At 40.8% G+C, this 24,020-nt stretch carries 28 protein-coding genes; 7 read left to right on the top strand and 21 right to left on the bottom strand.

The features are described 5' to 3' along the window. Positions 1-13: 13 nt before the first annotated feature. From AC1MBV_RS00940 to AC1MBV_RS00905, 8 genes are all read right to left on the bottom strand, one after another. Positions 14-505, bottom strand: coding sequence for a cell wall elongation regulator TseB-like domain-containing protein (locus AC1MBV_RS00940; RefSeq protein ID WP_255746595.1), 492 nt, complete (start codon positions 503-505; stop codon positions 14-16). Between the two features lie 249 nt (positions 506-754). Continuing rightward, complete coding sequence (panD, locus tag AC1MBV_RS00935; RefSeq protein WP_480948243.1) at positions 755-1,138, bottom strand: aspartate 1-decarboxylase; 384 nt, start codon at positions 1,136-1,138, stop codon at positions 755-757. A 4-nt stretch (positions 1,139-1,142) separates the two neighbouring features. Beyond that, positions 1,143-2,015, bottom strand: coding sequence for a pantoate--beta-alanine ligase (gene panC / locus AC1MBV_RS00930; RefSeq protein WP_480948242.1), 873 nt, complete (start codon positions 2,013-2,015; stop codon positions 1,143-1,145). A 251-nt stretch (positions 2,016-2,266) separates the two neighbouring features. Then, positions 2,267-3,262, bottom strand: coding sequence for a biotin--[acetyl-CoA-carboxylase] ligase (locus AC1MBV_RS00925; protein WP_480947348.1), 996 nt, complete (start codon positions 3,260-3,262; stop codon positions 2,267-2,269). Next, complete coding sequence (locus AC1MBV_RS00920; protein WP_480947347.1) at positions 3,220-4,443, bottom strand: CCA tRNA nucleotidyltransferase; 1,224 nt, start codon at positions 4,441-4,443, stop codon at positions 3,220-3,222. Before AC1MBV_RS00920 ends, AC1MBV_RS00925 begins: the two co-directional genes overlap by 43 nt. Before the next feature lie 32 nt (positions 4,444-4,475). Further along, the gene (gene mgsA / locus AC1MBV_RS00915; protein ID WP_255746599.1) at positions 4,476-4,889 is read right to left on the bottom strand and encodes a methylglyoxal synthase; all 414 of its coding nucleotides are present in this window, start codon (positions 4,887-4,889) and stop codon (positions 4,476-4,478) included. 35 nt (positions 4,890-4,924) lie between these two features. Further along, positions 4,925-5,734 (bottom strand): 4-hydroxy-tetrahydrodipicolinate reductase, encoded by an 810-nt coding sequence (gene dapB / locus AC1MBV_RS00910; RefSeq protein WP_480947346.1) that lies wholly within the window; start codon positions 5,732-5,734, stop codon positions 4,925-4,927. Further along, positions 5,731-6,081, bottom strand: a complete 351-nt coding sequence (locus AC1MBV_RS00905; RefSeq protein WP_304654750.1) for a nucleotide pyrophosphohydrolase — start codon at positions 6,079-6,081, stop codon at positions 5,731-5,733. Before AC1MBV_RS00905 ends, dapB begins: the two co-directional genes overlap by 4 nt. 217 nt (positions 6,082-6,298) lie before the next feature. On the opposite strand from AC1MBV_RS00905, the gene AC1MBV_RS00900 reads away from it, so the two are divergent. Both AC1MBV_RS00900 and rarD read left to right on the top strand, forming a co-directional pair. Then, positions 6,299-7,207 (top strand): YitT family protein, encoded by a 909-nt coding sequence (locus AC1MBV_RS00900; protein ID WP_255746603.1) that lies wholly within the window; start codon positions 6,299-6,301, stop codon positions 7,205-7,207. Between the two features lie 168 nt (positions 7,208-7,375). Further along, complete coding sequence (gene rarD, locus AC1MBV_RS00895; RefSeq protein WP_480947345.1) at positions 7,376-8,305, top strand: EamA family transporter RarD; 930 nt, start codon at positions 7,376-7,378, stop codon at positions 8,303-8,305. A gap of 83 nt (positions 8,306-8,388) precedes the next feature. Here rarD and AC1MBV_RS00890 read toward each other — a convergent pair whose 3' ends face one another. From AC1MBV_RS00890 to AC1MBV_RS00880, 3 genes are all read right to left on the bottom strand, one after another. Beyond that, positions 8,389-8,808, bottom strand: coding sequence for a ferritin-like domain-containing protein (locus tag AC1MBV_RS00890; RefSeq protein WP_255746607.1), 420 nt, complete (start codon positions 8,806-8,808; stop codon positions 8,389-8,391). Positions 8,809-8,919: 111 nt separating this feature from the next. Beyond that, on the bottom strand, positions 8,920-10,467 hold the full coding sequence (locus AC1MBV_RS00885) for an amidase family protein (RefSeq protein ID WP_255746609.1): 1,548 nt from the start codon (positions 10,465-10,467) through the stop codon (positions 8,920-8,922). Positions 10,468-10,695: 228 nt separating this feature from the next. Beyond that, entirely contained in the window at positions 10,696-11,049 is a 354-nt protein-coding gene (locus AC1MBV_RS00880; RefSeq protein ID WP_255746610.1) for a hypothetical protein, read from the bottom strand. A 257-nt stretch (positions 11,050-11,306) separates the two neighbouring features. Between AC1MBV_RS00880 and AC1MBV_RS00875 the strand changes: the two genes are divergently transcribed. Further along, positions 11,307-11,588, top strand: a complete 282-nt coding sequence (locus tag AC1MBV_RS00875) for a GNAT family N-acetyltransferase (protein ID WP_480947344.1) — start codon at positions 11,307-11,309, stop codon at positions 11,586-11,588. A gap of 82 nt (positions 11,589-11,670) precedes the next feature. Here AC1MBV_RS00875 and AC1MBV_RS00870 read toward each other — a convergent pair whose 3' ends face one another. The 3 genes from AC1MBV_RS00870 to AC1MBV_RS00860 form a co-directional block, all read right to left on the bottom strand. Continuing rightward, positions 11,671-12,186 carry a hypothetical protein gene (locus AC1MBV_RS00870; RefSeq protein ID WP_255746614.1) on the bottom strand — a complete coding sequence of 172 codons (516 nt, stop codon included), beginning with the start codon at positions 12,184-12,186 and terminating at the stop codon, positions 11,671-11,673. Positions 12,187-12,303: 117 nt separating this feature from the next. Further along, a complete protein-coding gene (locus tag AC1MBV_RS00865) occupies positions 12,304-13,287 on the bottom strand; it encodes a YeiH family protein (RefSeq protein ID WP_480947343.1) in 984 nt (327 codons plus the stop codon). A 302-nt stretch (positions 13,288-13,589) separates the two neighbouring features. Further along, the gene (locus AC1MBV_RS00860; protein WP_255746617.1) at positions 13,590-13,883 is read right to left on the bottom strand and encodes a hypothetical protein; all 294 of its coding nucleotides are present in this window, start codon (positions 13,881-13,883) and stop codon (positions 13,590-13,592) included. A 667-nt stretch (positions 13,884-14,550) separates the two neighbouring features. Between AC1MBV_RS00860 and AC1MBV_RS00855 the strand changes: the two genes are divergently transcribed. Both AC1MBV_RS00855 and AC1MBV_RS00850 read left to right on the top strand, forming a co-directional pair. After that, a complete protein-coding gene (locus tag AC1MBV_RS00855) occupies positions 14,551-15,678 on the top strand; it encodes an IS4 family transposase (RefSeq protein WP_480947342.1) in 1,128 nt (375 codons plus the stop codon). 238 nt (positions 15,679-15,916) lie between these two features. Beyond that, positions 15,917-16,807 (top strand): SDR family oxidoreductase, encoded by an 891-nt coding sequence (locus AC1MBV_RS00850; protein ID WP_255748173.1) that lies wholly within the window; start codon positions 15,917-15,919, stop codon positions 16,805-16,807. A 52-nt stretch (positions 16,808-16,859) separates the two neighbouring features. On the opposite strand, the gene AC1MBV_RS00845 is transcribed toward AC1MBV_RS00850, so the two are convergent. Beyond that, positions 16,860-17,450: a GNAT family N-acetyltransferase gene (locus tag AC1MBV_RS00845; protein ID WP_480947341.1), complete on the bottom strand. Its 591-nt coding sequence runs from the start codon at positions 17,448-17,450 to the stop codon at positions 16,860-16,862. Between the two features lie 256 nt (positions 17,451-17,706). Between AC1MBV_RS00845 and AC1MBV_RS00840 the strand changes: the two genes are divergently transcribed. After that, entirely contained in the window at positions 17,707-18,858 is a 1,152-nt protein-coding gene (locus tag AC1MBV_RS00840; protein WP_255748171.1) for a glycosyltransferase family 4 protein, read from the top strand. 200 nt (positions 18,859-19,058) lie between these two features. Then, entirely contained in the window at positions 19,059-19,496 is a 438-nt protein-coding gene (locus tag AC1MBV_RS00835; protein ID WP_255748170.1) for a YrvL family regulatory protein, read from the top strand. A gap of 230 nt (positions 19,497-19,726) precedes the next feature. Here AC1MBV_RS00835 and AC1MBV_RS00830 read toward each other — a convergent pair whose 3' ends face one another. From AC1MBV_RS00830 to AC1MBV_RS00805, 6 genes are all read right to left on the bottom strand, one after another. Continuing rightward, positions 19,727-19,918, bottom strand: a complete 192-nt coding sequence (locus AC1MBV_RS00830) for a YwbE family protein (protein WP_255748169.1) — start codon at positions 19,916-19,918, stop codon at positions 19,727-19,729. Between the two features lie 87 nt (positions 19,919-20,005). After that, positions 20,006-20,809 (bottom strand): alpha/beta hydrolase, encoded by an 804-nt coding sequence (locus AC1MBV_RS00825; protein ID WP_255748168.1) that lies wholly within the window; start codon positions 20,807-20,809, stop codon positions 20,006-20,008. Between the two features lie 100 nt (positions 20,810-20,909). Then, complete coding sequence (locus AC1MBV_RS00820) at positions 20,910-21,347, bottom strand: DUF5412 family protein (RefSeq protein ID WP_480947340.1); 438 nt, start codon at positions 21,345-21,347, stop codon at positions 20,910-20,912. 196 nt (positions 21,348-21,543) lie between these two features. After that, a complete protein-coding gene (locus AC1MBV_RS00815; RefSeq protein WP_255748165.1) occupies positions 21,544-22,236 on the bottom strand; it encodes an ABC transporter ATP-binding protein in 693 nt (230 codons plus the stop codon). A gap of 4 nt (positions 22,237-22,240) precedes the next feature. Beyond that, positions 22,241-23,314 carry an ABC transporter permease gene (locus tag AC1MBV_RS00810; protein WP_255748164.1) on the bottom strand — a complete coding sequence of 358 codons (1,074 nt, stop codon included), beginning with the start codon at positions 23,312-23,314 and terminating at the stop codon, positions 22,241-22,243. A gap of 110 nt (positions 23,315-23,424) precedes the next feature. Beyond that, positions 23,425-24,012: a TetR/AcrR family transcriptional regulator gene (locus tag AC1MBV_RS00805; RefSeq protein ID WP_255748163.1), complete on the bottom strand. Its 588-nt coding sequence runs from the start codon at positions 24,010-24,012 to the stop codon at positions 23,425-23,427. Between the last annotated feature and the right edge of the window lie 8 nt (positions 24,013-24,020).

Below are 24,020 nucleotides of genomic sequence, written 5' to 3'. Positions count from 1 at the left end.
TATGAATGCCCTTTTAGAGACTCAAAATTCGTTGCGCTTCTTTGCCGTTATCAAAATAAAAAGATACATAATTATAGCTATTCTTTGAATTTAGGAAGGTAATTTCCCAAACAGGATTGCCTTTAATCGCACCGAGACGTACTGAAATGATTTTTTTTACATCGAGTCGCTGATCGGCCAATTTCTGCATCGCTTGTTTTTCAGTTATCCCCGAGCTGGCCGCTCGCTCGATGAACGGAGCTTTTTTCGGATGATCGGGTACCCAAATATACATCTTATTTCCATTTCTTTTTGCCTGAATGACTTGATAGGCATCGGTACCGTTAAATGACGTTACCGATTTAACATGGTCAAAAATGTACGACTGCTTTGCTTTTTTTAATGCGGTTGCAGCCGCTTGATTTTGATAGACGGTATTGCTTGAATAAAGTTTCCAGGCACCAATGCCGACGATGATCAGAATCGCAATTAATACAGTTATCAATACAGTTTTTACCGTTCTCAAAACATCACCTGAATCAGTTTATGTATCAGGCGGAGCCTGCATATGTGTAGTCTCCGCTTTAGTATAACGCCAGGAATATACTGTTCTCTCTTATCAAATTAAAGGGAGAAATATACTCCTCATTTAGCTACATGCATATCTTTTTGAAAAAACAGTTTTAAAGGACTTTTCAACTGTTTTCACAGCAAATTAATCGTATCTATTCTTCCAATGAAATGCAAGCAAATTTATCTTGCTTAATGCTTTATTTTATAAAACTTCCATCGATTTTTCTTCATTTAATATTCTTTCAATTCGATTTTTTTTATCAAGCACAGCAACGATCGGCTTGAGCCTTTTCATTTCAGCGTCACTCATAAATGCATAAGCCATAATAATCAAAACATCGCCTTTTTGTGCATGCCGCGCCGCTGCTCCGTTCAAGCAAATGATGCCTGAATTTCTCGGACCGGGAATGACGTAGGTTTCAAGACGGGCACCGTTATTATTATTCACAACCTGAACTTTTTCATAAGGAAGCAAGTCAACTGCCTGAAGAAGCGCCTCATCAATGGTAATGCTGCCTACATAATTTAGATTTGCATCTGTGACTGTGGCACGATGTAATTTGCAGCGTAAAAAGGGACGCATCATCACTTTACGCCTCGCTTTCATCATGACCGCAGTCGATGGTTACGTTATCAATTAATCGAGCATTCGAGTAGCGCACAGCGATAGCAATAATGATTCTGCCATACATTTTATCCTTAACACGTGTCAACTCAGGATAATTCAGAACCTCAATATAATCGATTACTCCTAATTGCACATGTAATTCATAGTATCTGCGGACAGAAGCAATGATTTGGTCGAAATTTCTTTCGCCGTTACGAATTTTTTCAGACCCAACCTGAAGTCCCTTATATAATTCAGGTGCTTCTCTGCGCTCATTAGGGAGCAGCCGCACATTACGCGAACTTTTTGCGAGTCCATCCGTTTCGCGAATGATCGGGCAGGCTATTAATGTTATTGGAAAATGAAAGGATTTGATGAGACTGTGGACAATGGCTACTTGTTGTGCATCCTTCATGCCGAAATAAACATAATTCGGCTCAACGATTGTAAATAGCTTCGTAAGCACGGTGGCAACTCCATCAAAATGACCGGGTCTGCTTTTGCCGCATAGAACATCCGTTTTGTCATTGACTTTAACCGTAACTTGCTGTTCATTGGGATAAATGGTCTCCACTTCTGGGAGAAAAAGCACATTCACCCCGCAGGATTCAGCAAGCCGCACGTCTCTTTTATTGTCCTTTGGATAGTTATCGTAGTCATCGTTCTCGCCGAATTGTGTGGGGTTGACAAACGAGCTTGCAATCACAACATCCGATGTCTCTGCCGCTTTTTTAAAAAGTGAAGCATGTCCTTCATGCAGATATCCCATCGTCGGGACAAATCCGATCGTTTTTCCCAGCTTCTTCTGATTCCTCACAAATTCTCTTAATGCCGCAGAATCGGCGAGCTGCAGCATTGAATGTGCTACATTCATTTTCGTTTCCTCCTCTTGTCCTTGAGGAGGCTTGGGTACGGAATTGAAAAAGGTAAACCCGCACCTCCGTCCATGTCCTTAATTGGATCATGGCAGACGTAATTAATCGATACTCGAACAGCCATGATCTACGTGCTGCTTTCTAAGAAATGCAGCCAGAATAAGATCCAACCGTCCGGCTCTATCATTATAGCAAAAAACTGATCGACTTTCGCCGATCGGTTCTGTTTTACTCATTCCCATTCAATGTCCGCAGAGTATACTTTTGCTAAGATTCCATCCTTTTTCCGCAGAAGCAGTACACCCTCATTATTTATTCCGCTCGCTATTCCCTCTAATATGCGTCCTCCAGGTTGACGCACTTTAATTAATTTTCCCAAATTCAAAGCACGCTGCTCCCAGAGCGGGCGAATACTTTGAAACCCATTCTGAAGGTAAGTAGTATACAGCGTTTCAAAGGACTCAAAAAAATTTTGAATGAGTGGAGCAAGTTCATACCTTTTTCCCGTAATTGATTGGAGTGATCCGGCAACATGCTGCAATGGTTCCGGAAGGCTTGACGGATCGCCGTTTACATTGATGCCAATCCCAATGACGACCGCTTTTACATAGGTTGCTTCTGCCTGCAGCTCCGTTAAAATGCCCACAAGCTTTTTTCCATCATAAAGAATATCGTTCGGCCATTTAATACCGCAAGCGAGCCCAGTCACCTTTTCAATCACATCGGCTGCAGCAACAGCGGTGAGCAATGTTAACTGAGGTGTTTCTTCAATGGGAAGCCCAGGTCTCAGAATCATGCTCATTGCAATGTTTGTATTACGCTGAGATTGCCAAGTATGGCCAAGTCGTCCGCGCCCGTTCGTTTGTTCATTAGTCAAAACGACCGTTCCATCTTCAGCGCCTTCGTCGGCAAGCCGCAGTGCTTCCTTCTGTGTCGATCCTATGGATTCATAAAAACAGATCGTTCGGCCGAGCCGATTCGTTTTAAGACCCGCGGCGACCTCAGCCTCATTCAGTCCATCCGGAGATTGCATGAGCTTGTATCCCTTTTTTTGTACGGATTCAATGAGAAAGCCCTCTTCGAGAAGTGATTGAATATGCTTCCATACCGCAGTTCGGGAACAACCGATCAATTCTGATATCTTTTGACCGGATAAAAACTCCTCCTGGTGTTCATATAATAGAGTCAAGATTGCTTTTTTTGAGTGATTTGTCGGTTGTCGAACCAAGATCGAATCGCCTCCAACTCGTTATTAATGCGGCCGTTTACGACATCTCGCTCCAGATCTTGGATTGTTTTGGCAAGCCATGGTCCAGGTTTCGCTCCTGACCAGTCTATGAAATGATTGCCAGTTGCTGCAAGGCCTGCACGTGAATGAATGGGACAATTCTGCCACAGTGTTTCTGCCTTACACTGTTGATTGTCGAGTTCTTCCTCATCAACCTCACCCAATGCGACCATTATACGATTGACTGCCCTTGCATCACGGATACCTGCAAAATAAATGGATTCTTCATTCCATTCCTTATGCATCCGATGTTTTGTCCATTTGATCAATTGAAAAACATGACGTCTTTCATCATTTGACCACTTCCAATATTTAGAAAATGCCGGAACATCCTCAATACCTTGGCTGATCAAAAATGCTGCCCAACGCTCCTCATTTGTTTGAAGCGCCAAATAATGGACACGTGTAGCTTTTTCTTCGTCAGCATGATGAAGCATGGGCAGCACGTAAATACAATCTGTTTCGAAAAGGAGCCCAAGTGCCTGTATGACGCCTTTGCCCGCAAGCAATCGCGCCATTTCTTGATTGATCCGTTCAATTGAGATCTTCTTCAAGAGATCTGCTTTTTCACGAAAAGCTTGACGTTCTGTTTGGCCAAGCGTAAAACTGAGTTCAGAAGCAAATCGTATGCCGCGCATCATACGGAGCGGATCCTCAGTAATCCGTTCCTCCGCACGTCCAACAGTTCGAATCCGTTTCAATTCGATATCTTTCTTTCCCTCGAAAAGATCAATGATTTCACCATTCTGATCCATTGCCAAAGCATTAATCGTAAAATCACGCCGCATAAGATCTTTTTCAAGAGAAAGAACAAAATCAACTTGATTCGGGTGACGATAATCATCATAATCGGACTCCGAGCGAAAAGTTGTCACCTCGTAACTGCGACCATTGTGCAAAACTGCGACCGTCCCGTGGTCGATACCAATTGGAACCGTTCGTTTAAATAAAGAGACAACGTCAGCGGGATGCGCCGACGTTGCTACATCAACATCATGAATAGGACGGTTGAGCAGGTAATCACGCACTGCGCCGCCGACAACATAAGCTTCAAATCCATGATCTTGTAAGCGATCAAGAATAAAAGCTGCATCATTAAAAGGAAAAGTCAAAGGGGACACCCCATTTAATTAGTAGAATCAGCAAACGAGAATTATTTGTCATCCTGTTGCTGATGGATTAATTCACGCCAATGCATTTCTCCGCGCTTAAGCGCATGCATAAGCAGTTCAGCTGAAGCAAGATTAGTTGCTAAAGGAATTCGATAAACATCACTCAGCCTCAAGAGTGCGTTCACATCAGGTTCATGCGGCTGGGCAGTCAGGGGATCACGCAGAAAAATGACCATGTCCATATTATTGGCAGCAATCATTGCACCGATCTGTTGGTCTCCGCCTAGCGGGCCAGACTGGAAGCGATGTACCTTTAATCCAGTGGCTTCCATAATCTTTAATCCGGTTGTTCCCGTAGCATACAATTGATGCTGTCCAAGCAAAAACGAATAAGCAGTTGTAAATTCCACCATTTCGGGCTTCTTTTTGTCATGTGCAATTAATGCAATGTTCATGATTCTGCTCACTCCTTAACCGTTTCATGGTTGGTTTAGTCGAGAATATTTTCGAGTCCATAGATAAGCGTTTCGAGATCCATGACCGTTGTTGCGGCGTAATGCACACCAGTCATAAACGATGCTCGATCCATAGAATCATGGCGTAATGTCAATAATTCTCCCTTTCCTCCGAAAAGTACTTCTTGATGTGCAATTAATCCGGGCAGTCGTACACTGTGGATGCGCATGCCTTCATAGTCCGCACCGCGTGCGCCGGGAAGTGTTTCTTTCTCATCTGGTGCACCCTGTTTCTTAGCCGTACGCGTCTTTGTCATTAATTCGGCTGTTTTAATTGCGGTACCTGAAGGCGCGTCTTTTTTCTTGTCGTGATGCAGTTCAATAATCTCTGCATCTGGAAAATATTTTGCCGCCATTTGGCTAAATTTCATGACCAGAACAGCACCAATGGCAAAATTAGGTGCTATGATGCCGCCAAGTTTTTTCTCATCCATCTGTCTTCGATAGCTTTCTACCTCATCATTTGTAAATCCAGAAGTGCCGATCACAGGACGAACGCCATAGTCGATTGCTTTTTGCAAATTATGTTTGCCCGATTCCGGATTCGTAAAGTCGATCAGTACATCAATATTCTCATTAGAGAAACATGCATCAATATCCGTATACACACGGCCCTCCAATCCGACAATTCCTGTTACATCTGCAACTTGCTCTCCATCATGGCCGTGGTCAACAGCAGCCACCAATTTAAGTTCTGAAGCCTGAGCAATCATACGAATCGTTTCCGAACCCATGCGGCCTCTCGGTCCGGCAACAGCCACTCGAATTTCTTTATTTTCTGTCACTGTTCATTCATCCCTTCGTCCGTTTTTCTCGTCCACCGGTCTTTATCCCTGGTTTGAAATTTATCCAGTACAGTTGTTAAAGCCTGTCCTAAATCAATATGTAAGCTGTTCGCCATGCAGATCACAACAAACAGAAGATCACCAAGTTCCTCTTCCACCGTCTTTTCTGCTTCGGTCGGTTTTTTCTTTTTCTCACCATAATAATGATTGACTTCTCTTGCCAGCTCACCCAATTCCTCAGTGAGACGTGCAGTTAATGCAAGCGGAGAAAAATAGCCTTCTTTGAATTGCCCAATATACGCATCAACTTCTTTTTGTAAGTGTTCCAAAGTCTTTTGTTCGCTCAAATGTATTCACCCCTGCTTCTCTTTTCCTATTTTAACGGAATTTCGGCAAGAAGCCAAAATCTAAAACGAATTTCAGTTGGATTATACCATTGTTTTCCTGTTGAGAAAATGGGGAGCATATGATGTTCACTGTTTTGTACACGGAGACATATTGAAGTATCACCAAGTAAACCGTATGATATAGATTGCGATGTAATACGGAAAGGTTGTGTGCATGATGAAACTGAATCTTAAAACAAAGAATATATTATTTATTTTACTTGGCGCAGCCATCTATGCTTTTGGGCTTGTCAACTTTAATATGAAAAATATGCTGGCTGAAGGCGGCGTTACTGGTCTGACCCTTATATTATATAATTTGATGTCCATCGATCCGGCAATTAGCAATATTGTATTAAATATTCCGTTGTTCTTCGCGGGTTGGCGATTCTTCAGGCGTAACGAATTCATCTATACGCTGATAGGTACATTCTCGCTCTCATTCTTTCTTTTGGTATTTCAGCATTGGATAACGTTTGACTTCTCGTTGCGTCACGATTTATTTCTTGCCGCACTCTTTGCTGGTGCTTTTATCGGCGGAGGACTCGGTATTATTTTTAGGTATGGAGGAACAACCGGAGGTTCCGATATTGTTGCACGTATTACGCATAAAAAATTTGGATGGGCAATGAGTAAGACAATGCTCGTCATCGATGCAGCAGTAATCGTACTTTCACTTTGCTATTTAGATTACAGGCAAATGATGTACACCTTAGTCGGCGTTTTCGTTGGAGCAAAAATGATTGATATGATTCAAAAGGGGGCTTATTCAGCGAAAGCAATCATGATTTTTTCTAAGAAGAGCGATCTTCTGGCCAGCCAAATTATCAAATTGCTTGACCGAAGTGTAACCCTTATGGATGGAAAAGGCGGCTATACCGGAAGAAAAATGAACGTGCTCTACTGCGTTGTCAGTCGGAATGAGGTCTTCCGCCTTAAGAGCTTGATACATGAGTTCGACCCGGATGCATTTGTTACAGTTAACGATGTCCACGAAGTGTTTGGCGAAGGATTCGCGCAAAATGATGTTGGACCGGCAAAATTCACAGAGAAACTGCCGATAAAAGATAAGATAGACAATCCATAAGTAATTAGGTTAGGGTTATCTATTTCTCATTTGAGCAGACCTCTAGTCAGCAACGAAAAAAGTCGATAAAATATAAAGATGCTTTGTTAGGTGTGCATGATGATCTGAATTATTTTAGAAGGGAAGTGAGGGTTCAGCAATAGCTTCGGCTTTCTGCTCAACAATTTTATGAATAATCGAGAAACTAAGATAGGCGCCATTTACACGTTATCGGCATATTTCATGTGGGGGCTGTTTCCTTTGTATTGGATACCCATCCACCAAATACCTGCTTTAGAAATTTTAGCACACCGCATTTTCTGGTCTTTGATCTTCATGCTCTTATTGCTCGCTGCTACACATTCATTTGGACGTTTTAAGATACAACTTAGGAAGCTATCCGTAAATCCTAAACTATTGCTCTTTGTTTTTGTCGCTTCTGTGTTGATTACGATTAATTGGCTTGTCTATATATGGGCTGTAAATAATGGCCATGTCATTGAATCCAGCATGGGGTATTACATTAATCCATTGATCAGCATCCTTCTCGGTATTATTTTCCTTAAAGAAAGACTGACTATATGGCAATTAGTCGCTTTTTTACTCGCTGCTGCAGGTGTGGTGATTCAGACAGCAAATTTTGGCCAAGTTCCTTGGATTGCCTTAACACTGGCTTTATCATTCGGTTTTTATGGACTCGCAAAAAAAATGATTCATATTGCACCATCATTGGAATTGACGTTCGAAACCCTGTTCATCGTTCCGGCAGCACTCATCTATCTTGTTTATCTTCAACAATCCGGATCGGCTGCCTTTGGCACCGGAACATGGCTGACGACTGCTCTTCTAATTGGAACCGGTATTGTAACAGCCGTACCGCTTCTTTTCTTCGCAGAAGGCGCTCAGCGAATATCATTAACCATGGTAGGATTCTTTCAATACATTACACCAACGATGCAGTTAATTATTGGTGTCGTAGTGTATAAAGAGCCGTTTCATTTTATTCAGTTTCTATCATTTTCATTCATTTGGCTCGGATTACTTGTTTTTACAGTATCAGCAACACTCCATGCTCGGAGATCACCTGTACTTCTGCAAACATCTTCAGCAAAAAGATAAATTTGGAGAATCAAAAAACATCGCCGCTCAATCTCATGGCGATATTTTTTTCATCTACTAATTTATTTTCTTTGGATCCGCGACTACTTATAGAGGAGGTAAAAATATTGAAGCCAGGCTGCATGTCGTTGTTCATCAAGTGCAGCACTGTAAAAACGTGTGCGCAGATCTGCATCTGAGATTGTATCGCCTGCTTTTCTATAGAATTCAGCATTATTCAATTCTTGTTCAATACAATGACGCAATCCTTCAAGATAAGTAGTTGGCTGCCGATCTCCGGTACCCCATTCAATCTGCGGCTTTTCACCGCTCAATAATTCATAGATTGTACAAAAGCCTTCTTCGATTCTCACTTCATCATTTTGAAGCGTGAGCAGTTCCTGGCGCTCTCGTTTTGTTTTCGCCTCGTCCAAAAGCACTTTAATGCAAGAACCCATAAAATGAGCGCGTTGAACTGCTGAACGCACCTGATTCATCGTTTGCATGCCTTCTCCCTTTGACATAACATAACCTCCTCATCCAGCCCACTTATGTATATTCGCGAATAAAAAAAAGGTGCCCAATAAAAATCGAGCACCTGTGCGGACATAAATTTCAAAGGTTTTGCCTGCCAATTATAACGTTGGTTTCACGCGATGTTGCGTTGCCTGTTCAAATGAAAAAGCGAGTTCAATTAATCTCGGTTCACTATACGCCATACCGACAAAGGTAATACCTATCGGTTCGCCTTTTGCTGTATAGCCCGCTGGGACCGTGATGGATGGGTAACCGGCTTTTGCTGCAATATCCGATCCTTGATAATCAGCAAAAATCAGTGCGTCCAATTTCCGTGTTTTAACCACTGCATCAATGCCTTCCTTGCGTGAAAGGCGCAAATCCTCCGCACGATCAGACAGATACTGACGTTCTCCTAAATCACCGCTGAGTTCGTCTGCTCTTTCAAGTATTGTTTGCCCATACTTCAATGCCTCATCTGAATGTTCATTATTATATGCAATGAGTTCAGAGATGCTATGAACGGGTACGTCATCGGAAAGCTTCTCAAGATATTGATTCATGTCATAGGCGAATTCTCGAATCATGACTGAAGATTTGCGTTCTTCTAGTGTGTCTGTTGCTGGAATAATCGCCGGATCAACAATTACTGCTCCTTTTTCACGCATTAAGTCAAGGGCATTATTTATAATTTCTGCCTTTTCGTCGCTAACTGAATCCAAATAACGTCGATCAATCCCTAATCGAGCATTCTTCAATTCGCCTCGTTTCAAGAATACCGAATAATCCTTCGCAACATCACCTTGACTCCAGATTGTTTCCTCATCTTCTTCATCGATGCCTGTAATGACATTTAGGAGAAGTACAGCATCTTGAACGGTCCTTGCTATGGGACCGGCCGTATCCTGACTGTGAGAGATCGGCACAATTCCGCTGCGACTGACAAGACCAATCGTTGGTTTAATTCCGACCACCGAATTATAGGCGGCAGGACAAATAATTGAACCTGATGTCTCTGTACCTATACCGACTGCTGCCAAATTTGCGGCAACTGCCGAGGCTGTCCCGCTGCTCGAACCTCCTACATCAAAAGCAGCACCATAAGGATTTCGGACTTGTCCACCTAAAGAGCTGTAGCCGTTAGGCATGCCTTCAGTAATGAAGTTAGCAAACTCAGTCAAATTTGCCTTTCCGAGAATAATGGCACCAGCTTTTTTCAACTGTTTAATAACAAAGGCATCCTCTGAAGCATGATTTGTTTTAAGCGCAACAGAACCTGCCGTTGTGTGCATTTTCCCTGAAGTACTCACATTGTCCTTAACGATGACCGGGATTCCAAATAATGGTCCGACGTCAGGAGTTACCGTTCTTTTGACATCGCATGCCTCAGCTTCGTGCAGGGCGTCCGAATTCAATTCTAATACTGAATTAAGCATCGGCCCTTTCTTATCAAACAGATCAATGCGGTCAAGATACATTTGGACAAGATCCTTAGAAGTAACTTGTCCCAGTTTCAACGCTTTTTGCATTCCTGTTAAAGTCATTTCTTCAATTTCAAATGGCTTACGCTTCGCTGCTTCCTGCCGCAAGTACATACCTGCAGTAACTGCAGCGGCGGCAGCTCCTGTCAGTGCGGCGGCAAATGCAAATTTCTTTTTTTTAGACATTAGATTCACTCCATTGATCAAATTCGTTGCAATGATGCAAATTGTGGCGACAAATTTAATCTAATCTTACCGTTTAGAAAAGAAACATGCAAATAGCTTAATGGTTCATCTAATAACGCGTTTTTAACATAGTAATCATGTAATAGCGTCAATTGTTATTCAAACAAAAAAAAAACGAACTTAAGAAAATCTTAAGCTCGCCATGAAACATTATAAACATTACTCTGATCAAACTGGGCGATTTCCACATCCGCAGCTGTCATTGTCATCATCGTTGTCATCAAAATCAAAACGTGGACCAAATGATTTAACTGCGACAACGTCGTCCAGACAAATATCTATTGTGGAAATCTTATGTTTCCCACAATCAAATAGCGTCAGAACATTTTTTGAAACACCTGCGAAGAAACCTTCTACTGGACGAGAGCTCTTCAAAAACACCTTGATAAAGTCATTTTTAGAGACACCTTCCAGCAAATCTTGACCATTGCACCCTCTGTCATACTGATTGCCAGAGTTGTTGCTTCCATTACTACAACCGCAACTGGATTGCTGACCATAAACAAAATTGTTCCAACCCATCAATAACTCCTCCTTGATTGTTTATTGAGCTTACATGAATAGCGTATGAAATAGAGCTCTTATGGTCATGGACAGAGTATCCGGTTCATGTGTACATTTTTCTAATGAATGGATGGTCAAAAATAAAGAGTTAGATTCTGCATCCGTTCCATTTGATAAACCGTTTACATTTGTGTTTAAATGAAAAAGAGGATCATTTAGATTACATGCAGTTAGGATGACTTGTGAAGTGATCACAATAGAAATAGAATCGAGGAATGATTATGGAATTAAAAGAGGGAAAAAATCGCTTTTACATGGTTGACAGCAATGACGAAATTGGTGAAGTGACTTTTACTGAGGATTATCCTTCCGTTCTAAGCATTAACCATACGTTTGTTAACCCGAAATACAGAGGACAACACATTGCGAAACAGTTGATCCAAGCCGTTGTCGATCGGGCAGCTTCTGAACACAAATTGATTTTGCCAATTTGTTCGTATGCTAAGGCTTCATTTGAGCGAAATCCAGAGTACCAAAAAATTCAATATAGGCCTTAATAAATCAAAAATAGGTGAAATTCCTCATTTAATGACGTGTATAAAAAGGCAGATGTGCATGTTGCACATCTGCCTTTTTCAATTAATAGCCGAGCAGTTTCGCTACCAAACCCTTTTTATGTCTCTTTGCTTCAGTAGCTTCCCTCAATCGCATCATCAGTTGTTTATCTCGAAGTTCTATCCTTCTCTCAAACTCACTACCGAAATTTTCTATAACTCGATCAGCAGCTTGTTTTGCTGCAGAAGCTGCGACTTCTTCGATCATTGCATGCATCTCGTCAGAAGCTAAGGTAACTACATCATGTTCCGAAACGAGATCATGCGCAACATTAGCAGGAAGATGGGACAAATCTTTTTTACCGCAAATCGTTTGAGCTGCATCATCAATCGTAAGACCATTTTTCACCTGTTCCAGCAATTGTTTTATCGTACCTAGATCCTCTTGAAAATAGATTCTTTGATTACTTTTATTTCTCGTGAATAAATATCCATATTTCTCCAGAGCCATTGTCAAATGTCTGAGTTTGTTCTTCGTAATCTCCAATTTCTCAGAGGCTAGCTTTGTAAAATAACCGATTGAGTCTTCGTCCGCACGCATGGGAAGTCCCTCCGAATCTTTGTAAGTATAAGCTACTTATACATACCTTACACATTCATAGGGCAGATTCCTACTTAATAAAAAAATTTCGATCAAATACTTATCGACGACTTTTACTTATAGAAACCAATATTGGACAAAAATCGAGACCACAGCAAGCACAAACCAGCAAATCAGACCCAGTAAAATAGGGCGGATTCCATTTTTAAGCAGTTTCACCAAATTTGTATTTAACCCGATACATACCATGGCCATAACGATCATGTATTTACCCACGTTTACAAGCAAATGAAACAATGCCTGCGGAAATGGTATAAACGTGCTGATTACTGAAGCAACAGCAAACCAAATAACAAACCATGGGAAAATTTTTGAAAATCGATAGGTACCTGATTGCCCCTTTCCGTTGCGTGCAAAGATAAAAGCAAGTGCCAATGTTACAGGTATAATCATCAATGTGCGTGTCAACTTAACAATGACCGCGAGATTTCCTGCTTCATGACTGAATGTGTATCCGGCGGCAACGACAGATGATGTATCATTGATGGCCGTACCCGCCCAAAGACCAAATTGATGATCACTCATTCCAAACAAATGACCCAGAAATGGAAATAGAAACGCAGCAATTACATTGAATAAAAAGATCGTCGAAATCGAGTGTGCAACTTCTTCGTCTTTTGCGTGAATAACCGGAGCAGTTGCAGCGATCGCGGAACCGCCACATATCGCTGTTCCGACGCCGATCAATGTTGTTGTTCTACTCTCCGTTTTCAACAATTTTCCGGCGATATATGCCGTTAAAAAAGCCGCTGTTAAAGTAAAAATCATTAAGAGCAGCGTTTGTCCGCCTGCTCTGATAATATTGAAGAGATTCAGACCAAAGCCCATCAAAATGATCGAATATTGTAGAACTTTCTTGCCCGTAAATGCAACACCTGCATTTAATAAGACAGGTTTTTTCAAAAATGAAAGAATGATTCCGAGCAAAATACCCAGTACCGGACTCCCGATAATGGGCAGATAAAGACCGACCAGCCAAGCTGGGAGAGCAAGAATTGCCGCGAGTGCAATTCCCGGCAATTTGGATGTAAATGAATTCAAAACAGTTCCTCCTCATGTTTCTGCTTCACATTAAATAATCTTTATGTAGAACATCCGACTTGCACGATTGAGCAGATAATCAGCATTAAGTTTACATAAATTTATTTCTGTTTTTTTGCTGCAAGTATCATCTACTTTATCTAAGCAAGAGAACAATTTCATTATTTTACATTTTTCCATGTGATCTGTAAACTTCTTACATCACATTGAAATGACTTACTTTATTTCATTAATCATAAGCACAAAATGTTATTGTTTCTTAACTGAAAAATATCAAAGAAATAAAGTATTTTGTTAAATTATCAAACGATCGGTGCAATAACGATCAAAAAAATTGCAATAATAATCAAAGTACGTGTTTGCCACTCTGGAAGACTGCGACGCTGCCTGCCAAGGAAAAATCCATTGAATTGAAGCCTATTTCGATACAGGACAAAGATAAACATTAATGTCGCCAAGAATACGAGCAGATAGCCCCAACCGCCAACCGATAAATGCATCAAATGATAAATCAAGACGATGCCGGACGAAACCAGTGAACCGAAAATAGCAACGAGCAGAAGAACACGGAATAATTCTAAAGGGCCTCTTATCATGTACCTCATCCTCTTTTATCAAGTTGAATATTTAATTCAACTTTCGATTTGTTTTACGGATAGAGTAAGCCAATCTAAACACCAGTGAATACGCAATACACGCAGGATCCTAAATGGACTCGCCTTCTCCCGCCAGTCTGCATCTTTCGGCTCGTTTCATTTTATTAATCTTTATTCAAACTATTACCTAACCTTTATGTCGGTTTTAAAATTATACTTATTTTCTTATTTGCCTTTTTGAGAATCGGTTAATAATGTAATCTTTTGTAAACAGCAACGTGGCAAAGAGCAGCAAAAAAGCCACCGCTTTGGTACGTATATGTATATAGAGCATAGGTGGTCTCGTATGGAGCATTCTTACAAAATAGAATAAAAAAATAGAGAAAAAGAGGATTGTCAATGAATCAAGTATTTTCTTCAATCCTTGTGCCCTTTTTTTAAGCATATAAATGCCTCCCGAATTAAATTAATTATAGTACTTTAAGTGGCACAAAAATGCAGTTATAAATAAAGTTTCATTTATTTAACGTCACTAGCGTTGCAGTAATCAAAACTGATGATTCAAAATACTAGGAATAGTCGAATTTAAAGAGGCTAGCCAACAAAAAAATCCTTTACAATGGAAGGATAGGTGATTCTATCCAAATCCAAAGAAAAGGATTCACGCATGGATAAGAATACACATCTCTCTTCATTTTCGCAATGGTTAAATCAGATAAACTTTAAACAGCTTGACGAAACCCTCGGACAAACCGGCGGTGACAAGTACGTGAAAAAGCTGACGACAAAGGCTTATATGACCCTTTTTCTGTATGCTCATCTCCAGAAAGAAGACAGTCTGCGTTCGATTTCGGACTGCGTCTTAAGTGAAGAGCTTCAGAAAGCAACGGGTCTCTCGTCGATCAGCGCCTCACAACTCTCAAGAAAAAATAACTCGGTTGACCCGCAACTGTTGATGATGCTCTTTCTTGATCTGGTCGCCAAGATTAAAGGCAAACGAGCACCCCAAATGGATGAACAGCTTAGGGTTGTGGATTCGACGACGATATCCCTGAATGCTCAGCGCTATCCATGGGCTCACTTTCGCAAAACCAAAGCCGGCGTCAAGCTGCACCTTCGCCTTGTCTTTATGGGAAAAGGGCAAGTGTTTCCGGAAAAAGCAGTCCTTACATCCGCTCAAGTCAATGACCGCTCGCAACTCGATGTGCTCGTTGACGAGAAAGAAGCCATGTATGTCTTTGATCGAGGCTATGTGGATTACCAGGCCTTTGATCGTTTTTCCGAAGAGGGGATGTTCTTTGCTTCCCGTTTAAAAAAGAATGCCGTTATCCATGTCCTGCACAACTATAAAGTCCCCGAGAAAAGTTCTCTTTTATCGGATCAAATGATCCTGCTGGGCAGCATTCAAAACCAAACGGAAAATGCCTTCCGTCTCATCGTGGCGCAAGACGATCAGGGGAAGAACATTCGGATCATCACCAATCGTTTTGACTTGTCGGCGACAGAAATCAGTGATGTCTATCGTCATCGATGGGCCATCGAACTTTTTTTCAAATGGCTGAAGCAACATGTTCGGATCCAAACATTTTACGGACAAAGTGAGAAGGCTGTCCAGAATCAACTACTTTTGGCGTTGATTCATTACAGTCTATTCGTTTTGATTCAGCAGAAACTTAAAACGACGAGTTCAGTACTTCAACTGAACCGATGGTTCAAAGCTGTGCTTTGGAAATCCTGTGAGCAATGGTTCCGCCGTATTCGTTTTCAAATGAATAAAAGGAAACGAGTAACCTAAAGGCACCTTAAAGGCTGTTGACACTTGGACACTGATTAACTGGATAAAATTGTAAAATGGATCGAGTCACCTTTTAGGTGGACATTAACTTTTTTGGCTTTGGTAGAAAAAATACAAATTCTGAATAATTCGTCAATATTTATGCAACGCTAGTGATTTAACGTAAAATAAAACAGATGATTTAGTGCATGCTATGAATGAAAAAATGATTAAAATCTCAGAAAAAGAGGGAGAATTTATGGTTCAAACAGTCGTTGAAGATCCTACGAAAGAATACACGTCGAGCACTTATCCTAAGCAAGAACAGCCTGCCCCCGGACTGCAGTCGCGAATGAATCCAGTGCCGGACTGTGGTGAGAAAACCTACAAGGGAGCCGGCAGGTTACAAGGAAGAAAAGCGCTCATTACAGGTGGAGATTCGGGAATTGCCCGAGCAGCTGCAATTGCCTACGCACGGGAAGGCGCAGATGTCGCGATCAATTATTTGCCTTATGAGCAATCGGACGCTGAGGATGTCAAAAAGTTGGTTGAGGGTGCGGGGAAAAAAGCAGTGCTGATTCCCGGTGATATAACCAACGAAGCATTCTGCAAGCAAATGGTTGATAAAGCATTCCAAGAACTTGGCGGTCTAGACACGCTCGCCCTCGTTGCTGGCATGCAGCAGGCTTATAAAAATATTACCGAAATTCCAACAGATGTTTTGCGCAAATCCTTTGAAACAAATGTTTTTTCTCTTTATTGGATCGTTAAAGCCGCCTTGCCACATCTGCCAAAAGGATCTTCAATCATTACCACAAGTTCTGTTCAAGCATATAATCCAAGTCCGGAACTGCTGAGCTACTCGCCGACAAAAAGTGCGATTGCCACATTCACTAAAGGACTTGCAAAACAATTGATTTCAAAAGGGATTCGCGTCAATTCTGTCGCGCCTGGGCCGATATGGACACCGCTTCAAGTATGCGGGGGACAAATTCAAAGCGACATTCCAAAGTTTGGACAGTCTTCTCTATATAAACGTGCCGGACAGCCTGCAGAACTTGCCGGAGTTTATGTCCTGCTCGCATCCGATGAATCCAGCTATATAACCGGACAAATTTACGGCGTTACCGGCGGATTGCCGATTGCCTGATTAACCCAATAGATTTGATGAAACAGTTCTTGTAACACAGAGAACTGTTTTATTATTTTTGAACATAATACCGCATCATTCGTTTCCATTTCGAACGCCTCACTGTTTCTCTAAAACCGGCCTTCTCAAAAACAGAGGGAATCCCTTTCCATAAAAAAGCTGCTGGCTCATTTGAGTTATAAGGAATCTCTGGGTAGGCTTCAATCACTGCAGCTCCATTTTGTATGCAAAAATTAACAGTAGCCTGGATCAATTCTGCTGATAATCCTTGCCTTCGAAACGGTTTGGCAATAAAAAAGCAGGTGATCGACCATACAGGCAGATCATCAACTCGCTTGAAGACCCTTGAGCGTTCTAAACGACCATATTGATTGCGGGGCGATGCGGCGCACCATCCTGCTGGCTGATCGTTTATGTAAAGCAAAATGCCAACAGATTCGTCATTTTCAACGAGTTGATACATCGCCTGCTTATTTTTCTCCCCTTTTTGTGCTTCAAAGTCTGCTTTTTTCAAACGCCAGTTCATACACCAGCATCCCCCGCATGCTCCTCGTTCGCCGAATAGCACAGTGAAATCATCCCAATGTTCGCAATCCAATGCATAAGCCTTTATTTTTTTTGATTTATTTTCATAGACGAGCAAGGTCTCACCTCTTTCTAATTATATTGAAAACAGTTTAAGTCATATAGAATGATTTTTTCTTTTTAATATAGCTCATTATGTCTAAGCTGTCTCGGCATCATTGTATTTTTTTTACATTTTTTTTGTACCAGATTTACAACATATAGAACAAACTTAACGATCTCTAATTAAACTAAAAGAATGATCATGAATTTCTTTTCACGAAACGAAAACGCCCTTGGCCATTGACTGTCCGATATAATGGGGAGGCTCATCGATGAAAATTGCTATTTTTACAGATACCTTTACTCCACAGATTAACGGCGTTGCGAAAACTCTGGATCGTCTAACAAGCTATTTTGATCGTAAGCGAATAAGTTATACGGTATTCGCACCGATAAATGTAAATGACGAAAATACAAATAATCATGTACAAAAATTAAAAAGTATTCCATTTGCGGTTTATCCGGAATGCCGCCTTGCTGTGCCAAATCATCATCTTATTAAGAAAAAACTGCTGCATTTCAAGCCGGATCTCATTCATGTAGCAACGCCTTTTACAATGGGGCTGCTCGGAAAATATTACGCGAACAAGTTTAACATTCCGCTTGTGGGTTCCTATCACACTGACTTCGACGCTTACTTAACCTATTATAAGATGGAATTTCTCTCCCCAATATTATGGAATTACCTTCGCTGGTTTCACAATTCACTGCAAAAAACCTTTGTACCGTCTCATGAAACACTTAAACAGTTGGAGAAAAGACAGTTTCAGCATCTAAGCATTTGGAGCAGAGGTGTAGACTGTGACTTGTTTCATCCAGTTGAGCATCCAAACGACATTCGAAGAAAATATTCAATTACTGCAAAACACTTGATCTGTTTTGCAGGACGATTAGCTCCAGAAAAAGATATTGACACGCTGCAATCAATTATAGGCATGGTAAATGATAAGTATGGAACCAGTATCCAGTGGCTGATTGCGGGCGATGGTCCGCTTGCGAAGGACATGAAGTCCAGTGCCGCCAAAAATGTTCAATTTACCGGATACTTAACACCAGACCAATTAGCAGAGGTTTATGCCGCTTCTGATTTGATGGTATTTCCTTCATCAACTGAAACCTTCGGCAATGTTGTATTGGAATCAATGGCATGTGGAACACCTGTAATCGGCGCAAATGCCGGCGGAGTGAAAAATATTATCACTGATAATCTAAACGGCAAACTATGTACTCCAAAATGTGCTCGTGAATTTGCAGATGCACTTTTCACTTTGCTTAAGGATTCAACCATACGTCATGAAATGAGCCAAAGCGCCAGATCCTATGCCTTGTCACAAAGCTGGGACCGCATTTTCGCACAACTCCTCAATGACTACACCGAGCTGTTTGATCATAGCTCTTCAAACCTATTGAGAGTAGATATGTAGATCGAACATGGTGAACATTGGCGTTATGCATGCAATAATAAACTGCTTCATATTGCCACATTCTTTGATGTAGTTTACATTTATGATTTTTACCATTAAACGACCAAGACAAACTTTTCACCGGATTTATCTGTGTTATAATTTTATAATATGTTAAGTTTTTTCAAGAAATAAAGGATTACCGGAAGTGAGTTTTTGATATGAAAGATGATGAAAAACGATTGCCTATCGGCATTAAAATAGTTGTCGGAATATTAATTGGATCGATTATCATTGGGGCACTGCTGATTTCTCTTGGTGCAATCTTTTTCGGTTTTATCGGCATGTTCAATTTACTTGGTATCTTCTACGATAATTTTAGCACTTTATTCGCATTTACAATTTTTTATTGTGCTTTAGCTCTGTTCAGCAATGTCCCTTTCAAAGGCTGTATTTTTATGGTGAACTTTTATAAGACTCATCTAGGGCAAGCCAAGTGGGGCATTCTTTTTCTTATTGCTCTGTCAATTAACTTCATTTTAATTTCTTTTCTGGATGATCAAATGACTGGCATTTTTATTGGTCCTCGGACAAAAATTGTTGCTTCAGCATTTCTGGCAGCACTTGACCTTGTTGTTAATTCTGAACGAATTCGCTAGAATCAGCCCCCGTGCTTTTATTATTGATTGTGTTGGTACCCAGACAGAAATTCAATTCAAGTCGTACGCAAAAAAAAGAAGCAGTGATTCCTGATGTGAACCTCCAAAGTTGGATTTTTATTGTCCAACTTTAGGAGTTCAATTCATCCATTAATCGGTCAGGACTGTTTCTTTTCATGGAAGTTACATTCATAAAAGTTAATCAACACGGTAGAAAGTCTTCCCGAAGATTATTTTATCTCCTGCACTCGGCCAACAATGCCACTTTCTAACATGACCTTAATGCCGCGATGATGTACGGCTGAATTCGTCAAAATACGTTTTACAATACCTTCAGTTAACTTGCCCGTCCTCTGATCCTGCTTTTGCACTACCATCACCGTTGCTCCAATTTGAATATCCGCACGTCTTGTACCGTCCATTTTAATCGTCCTCTTTTCTGTTCCCATTGCTACTTTACCTTTATTTCACTCAACCCGCCAATCTAGGCTTGGAGTGAGCTTTCAGCACTATTCAAGGCCCAACCACCATTCATTAAGGAGCGGCCACCATTCCGAGCTTCTTTTAATTGTATCTACATGATTAGATGATGATCCATGTATGTAGGTTAGTTCAATACGTTTTGCAGCCTGAGGAGATAACTCAAATAACTGCTTGCGAAATCGCTCCGCATTTTCCGGTGGGATATGATTATCTTTCTCACCAAGGATCATTTTCATCGGAGGACAGTTGATATATCGGCTCAAATGCGTTATCGGATTCAATTGATCGTAAAAGAATTGAGCGTAACTGTCGGGCTTCCCAGGATCAAGTAATTGCTTGGGATGGAATAAGTTGTGCATACCCGGACGCAGCCAGTCCGGTGTGGTAACTATGGGTGCCACGCGAACAATACGTGAATCTATTCCTGCCGCAGCAACTGATATATCCCCGCCCATCGAGATTCCACCCATATAGATTTGCGGCACTACATCCAGATTTGCGATCGCCCAATCGATCACTTTCTCCGTATCTAAAATCGTCTGTCCCAGAATTGGCCAACCAAATCGACGCATATTGGAAAATACACGTTCCGTTATTTCTGCTCCGCTTTCTTTTCCACGTTCGCCATGCTGATAGTTGTCAAAAGCTAATCCAATAAATCCTTTACGCGCAATGTCAGATAAATAAGGTACAAGGTCTTCCTTAGTGCCGCCTAAGCCGCTTAAAAAGATCGCTAATTTTCTTTTACTGAGGGTTTCCTCTGGTTTGATATAGATCACCGGTATATGATCAACTAAAGTCTTTTGTACAGGTATGCCATTAATTTTCATAAGAACCTCCTTACTACCTTTAGGTTAACATTAATACAATTTGTTCACTAGTCAACGCATTCTTACAAGAACACTTTGGCCATGCAGAGGAAGACAGTGGTTACTTATCATGTCGATAATCATATTTTTGGCTTTCATCCTTCACATTGAATTCGTGATTACCTATGGCAACTGTTGTATTATTGATCCATTTAACCTGGGGGTTCTGTCTTAGGACATAATACATAGCCCGCTCTTTGTTCGTTACGTTATCTCTTATTACACCAAGAACTTCATCTTCTGCAAGTCCATTAGAATTGAAATACACGATCGCTGTATATTGCTTATTTGGTGATGCGTAATGGTCATGAAACTCTCCATGAGGAATCATGTTCAAATTAAATTCCCAATTATATCCGTATATGGAAAGAAAGCCAATAATAATTAATGTAGAGATCAATAGATGTTTGCTTTTTTGTATGTTACGCCATGCAAATAGTCGAACAATAAATATGATTAAGTTAACGATTAGGACCACAGTCAGAATACATGCGAGCACTAATAAAAGATAATAAAGATTAGAATTCAGATTCCCCTCACTCCAATGTCATTAAAAAAGTCAATTTCGTAAGTACTATTGATTACCTGTGCTTCTTCTATTTCGTCTTTTTGAAAGAGTTGATTTTAAATTAAAATTACTATTTAAAAATGATTTGTTTTGTAATTCAAAATTCCCAAGTCTAAAAAATTCAGTATTAAGGACGGATTTGCAAGTTGTCCGACACCAGACTGAGACCGCCGTCAACGATCGTATACACTTTGTCACAGTATTTTGTTAAGCGGTTATCATGTGTTACCATAATGGTCGCTTTGTTTTTTTCTTTAGTTTCTTGAGCCAGCATCTTGATTACTTCGAATGCTCGATTCGAGTCCAGAGATGCCGTCGGCTCATCTGCCAATATAAGGCTGGGATTAGTGTACAGCGCTTTGGCAATTGCCACTCTTTGCTTTTCGCCGCCTGAGAGATCTGCAGGATATTTCTTTGTTAAGTTTTCAATGCCTAATTGTTTTAAGAGTTGTGCTTTTTCCTGTTGATTCATATTGCCTTTTTTTACTTTATCAAGCAAACGGAACTGGTTGTCAACACTCAAATAAGGAACCAGATTAGAAGCTTGCAGGATAAAGCCAACTTCCTTAAGGCGAATCATTGACCGTTTTCTCTCACCTAGCTTTGTTACCTCTTGCCCATTTATCAGAACAGATCCATTTGTTGGGTTTTGCAATCCGCCTGCAATGGTCAAAAAGGTACTTTTCCCGGATCCCGAAGGACCAATAACAGCAATCAGTTCACCTTTTTCAGCCGAGAATTGAGTGGTTTTTAAAGCGGTTACTTGTGTATGTCCACTGCCATAAGTCTTTGATGCGTTTTGAATGTTTAAGATGCTCATTGGTTTAACCTCCGATCGCTTGTACAGGATCAATTTTCACAATCGTTTGAACGGAGAACAAACTGCCAAGGGCAGCGACGAAAATAAAAATTGCTCCGTAGCCAATAAGTGCCGGAATGTCTAATTGAATCGGAACAGCAGACGGTAAGAAAGCACCTGTGACTGCTGTTAAGATAAATCCGGCACAAACACCAAAAAGTGCTAACAGAAATGTTTGTGCGATTACAGAACGGATCAGAAAGAGCGATGAAATCCCCTGTGCCTTCATCACTCCGAAAATACTGACTTTCTGTATGGTCAGCACATAGAGAAAAATACCGATAGTTACCGATACAATGACAAATAAGAAATAAATCATGAAATCCAAGCTGATTTTTTGTGGTGTGTATCCAGGCATATGTTCAATAAACGGCTCAATGGGGGTCAGCTTAAAGCTAGAAGGAACTTTAATTTTAGTAAAATAAGGATCACGTATGACTACTCCATTAATTATGCCTTTGTCACTCGTATCCGTCTTACCATATTTTATTTTTTGTACAGTTGCAATGGTTGTATAAAGTACAGGGGCTGCGTTGAATTTTGCTTTTTTAGTAAATCCAACAATGACCAATTTTTGTTCCGAAGATGAAATCGTCAAACGATCCCCAAGCTTTAATCCATCAGCTTTTAACGAATCGTCTGCAATGACCTCATGATCACCTCTAAAGGAACGACCTTCCGACACGTTTGGCATGAGAAATTGGTCCTTGTGGATACCTGTGATGGCCACACTTTCTTTAATTTTTGTTCCGCTTTTTCTTGCTACGGCGAGAATTTGTGCGATTTCAGCCTTATGTTCCGCTGAGATACGTTGAGCCTCATGAAGGGTCATACTGGATTGAGAAAGATTCATATCAGATTCATCGGTTAAAACAATGGCATCTGCCTTCCATTGATCGACCGCCTCCCGATTCATTTCCGCGAGTCCGTTTGCTAGACCAGATAAAAGAAAAACCAAATAAGTCATTAGAGTCAAAACACCGATGATTAATAAGAAACGAAGCTTGGCGCTTTTCATTTCATTCCAGGCTAAGAACACAATGACCACTCCTCGTTTGTTTAGACATCTAATCCTCACATCACAATCCACTTATCAGTCGATAAGCGAAACTGCATAAAAAAAAATTTTGCCTAATACAAAATACTTTACTAGTTTAACAGTCCATGGAGTAAAAAATCAATGATTGCGCTCAGTCGGTCTGATAGTGAAGGTTCTGCTTCGTTTTCAACATGAGTGGAGGTCAGCGGGACTATTGAAGACAAACAAAAACGTGCTGCTGCGTCACTATTTATCTGTTCCCTAAGTATTCCTTGTTTTTCCCATTTCGCAAATAATTCTTTAAATGGATTTAGGTAAGTTTGCTGCCAGAGTTCATAAAGCATGTGCTGATTCTCCTGATTCATTTCATTTACAATATCCTGAATCATCATCATTATATTTGTCGGATGTTTTTGTATTAATACCATCAGCATTTTCTTTAATGCAATCTCCGGACGATCCGTATCTCTTTTTAGATTTTTAAATTCTTGTCGAATATCCGCTGTAACATACCGAAGTGCCGCTAAGTAGATGCTTTCCTTGTCTGGGAAATGGTGATAGAGTGCAGGTTGAGTCAAGCTGCACTGTTTTGCAATTTCACGTGTGGACACAGCATTATAACCTTTATCCATAAACAGTTTATTTGCGGTCTGAATAATTTTTTGTCTTGTGCGTTTGTATTCTTCTGCCCTTGTCAACTTTTTCC

The organism is Sporolactobacillus sp. PKPK-6 (assembly GCF_056678885.1).
Note: the sequence above shows the minus strand (reverse complement) of the source record. Positions and strands in the feature narration are given on the sequence as shown.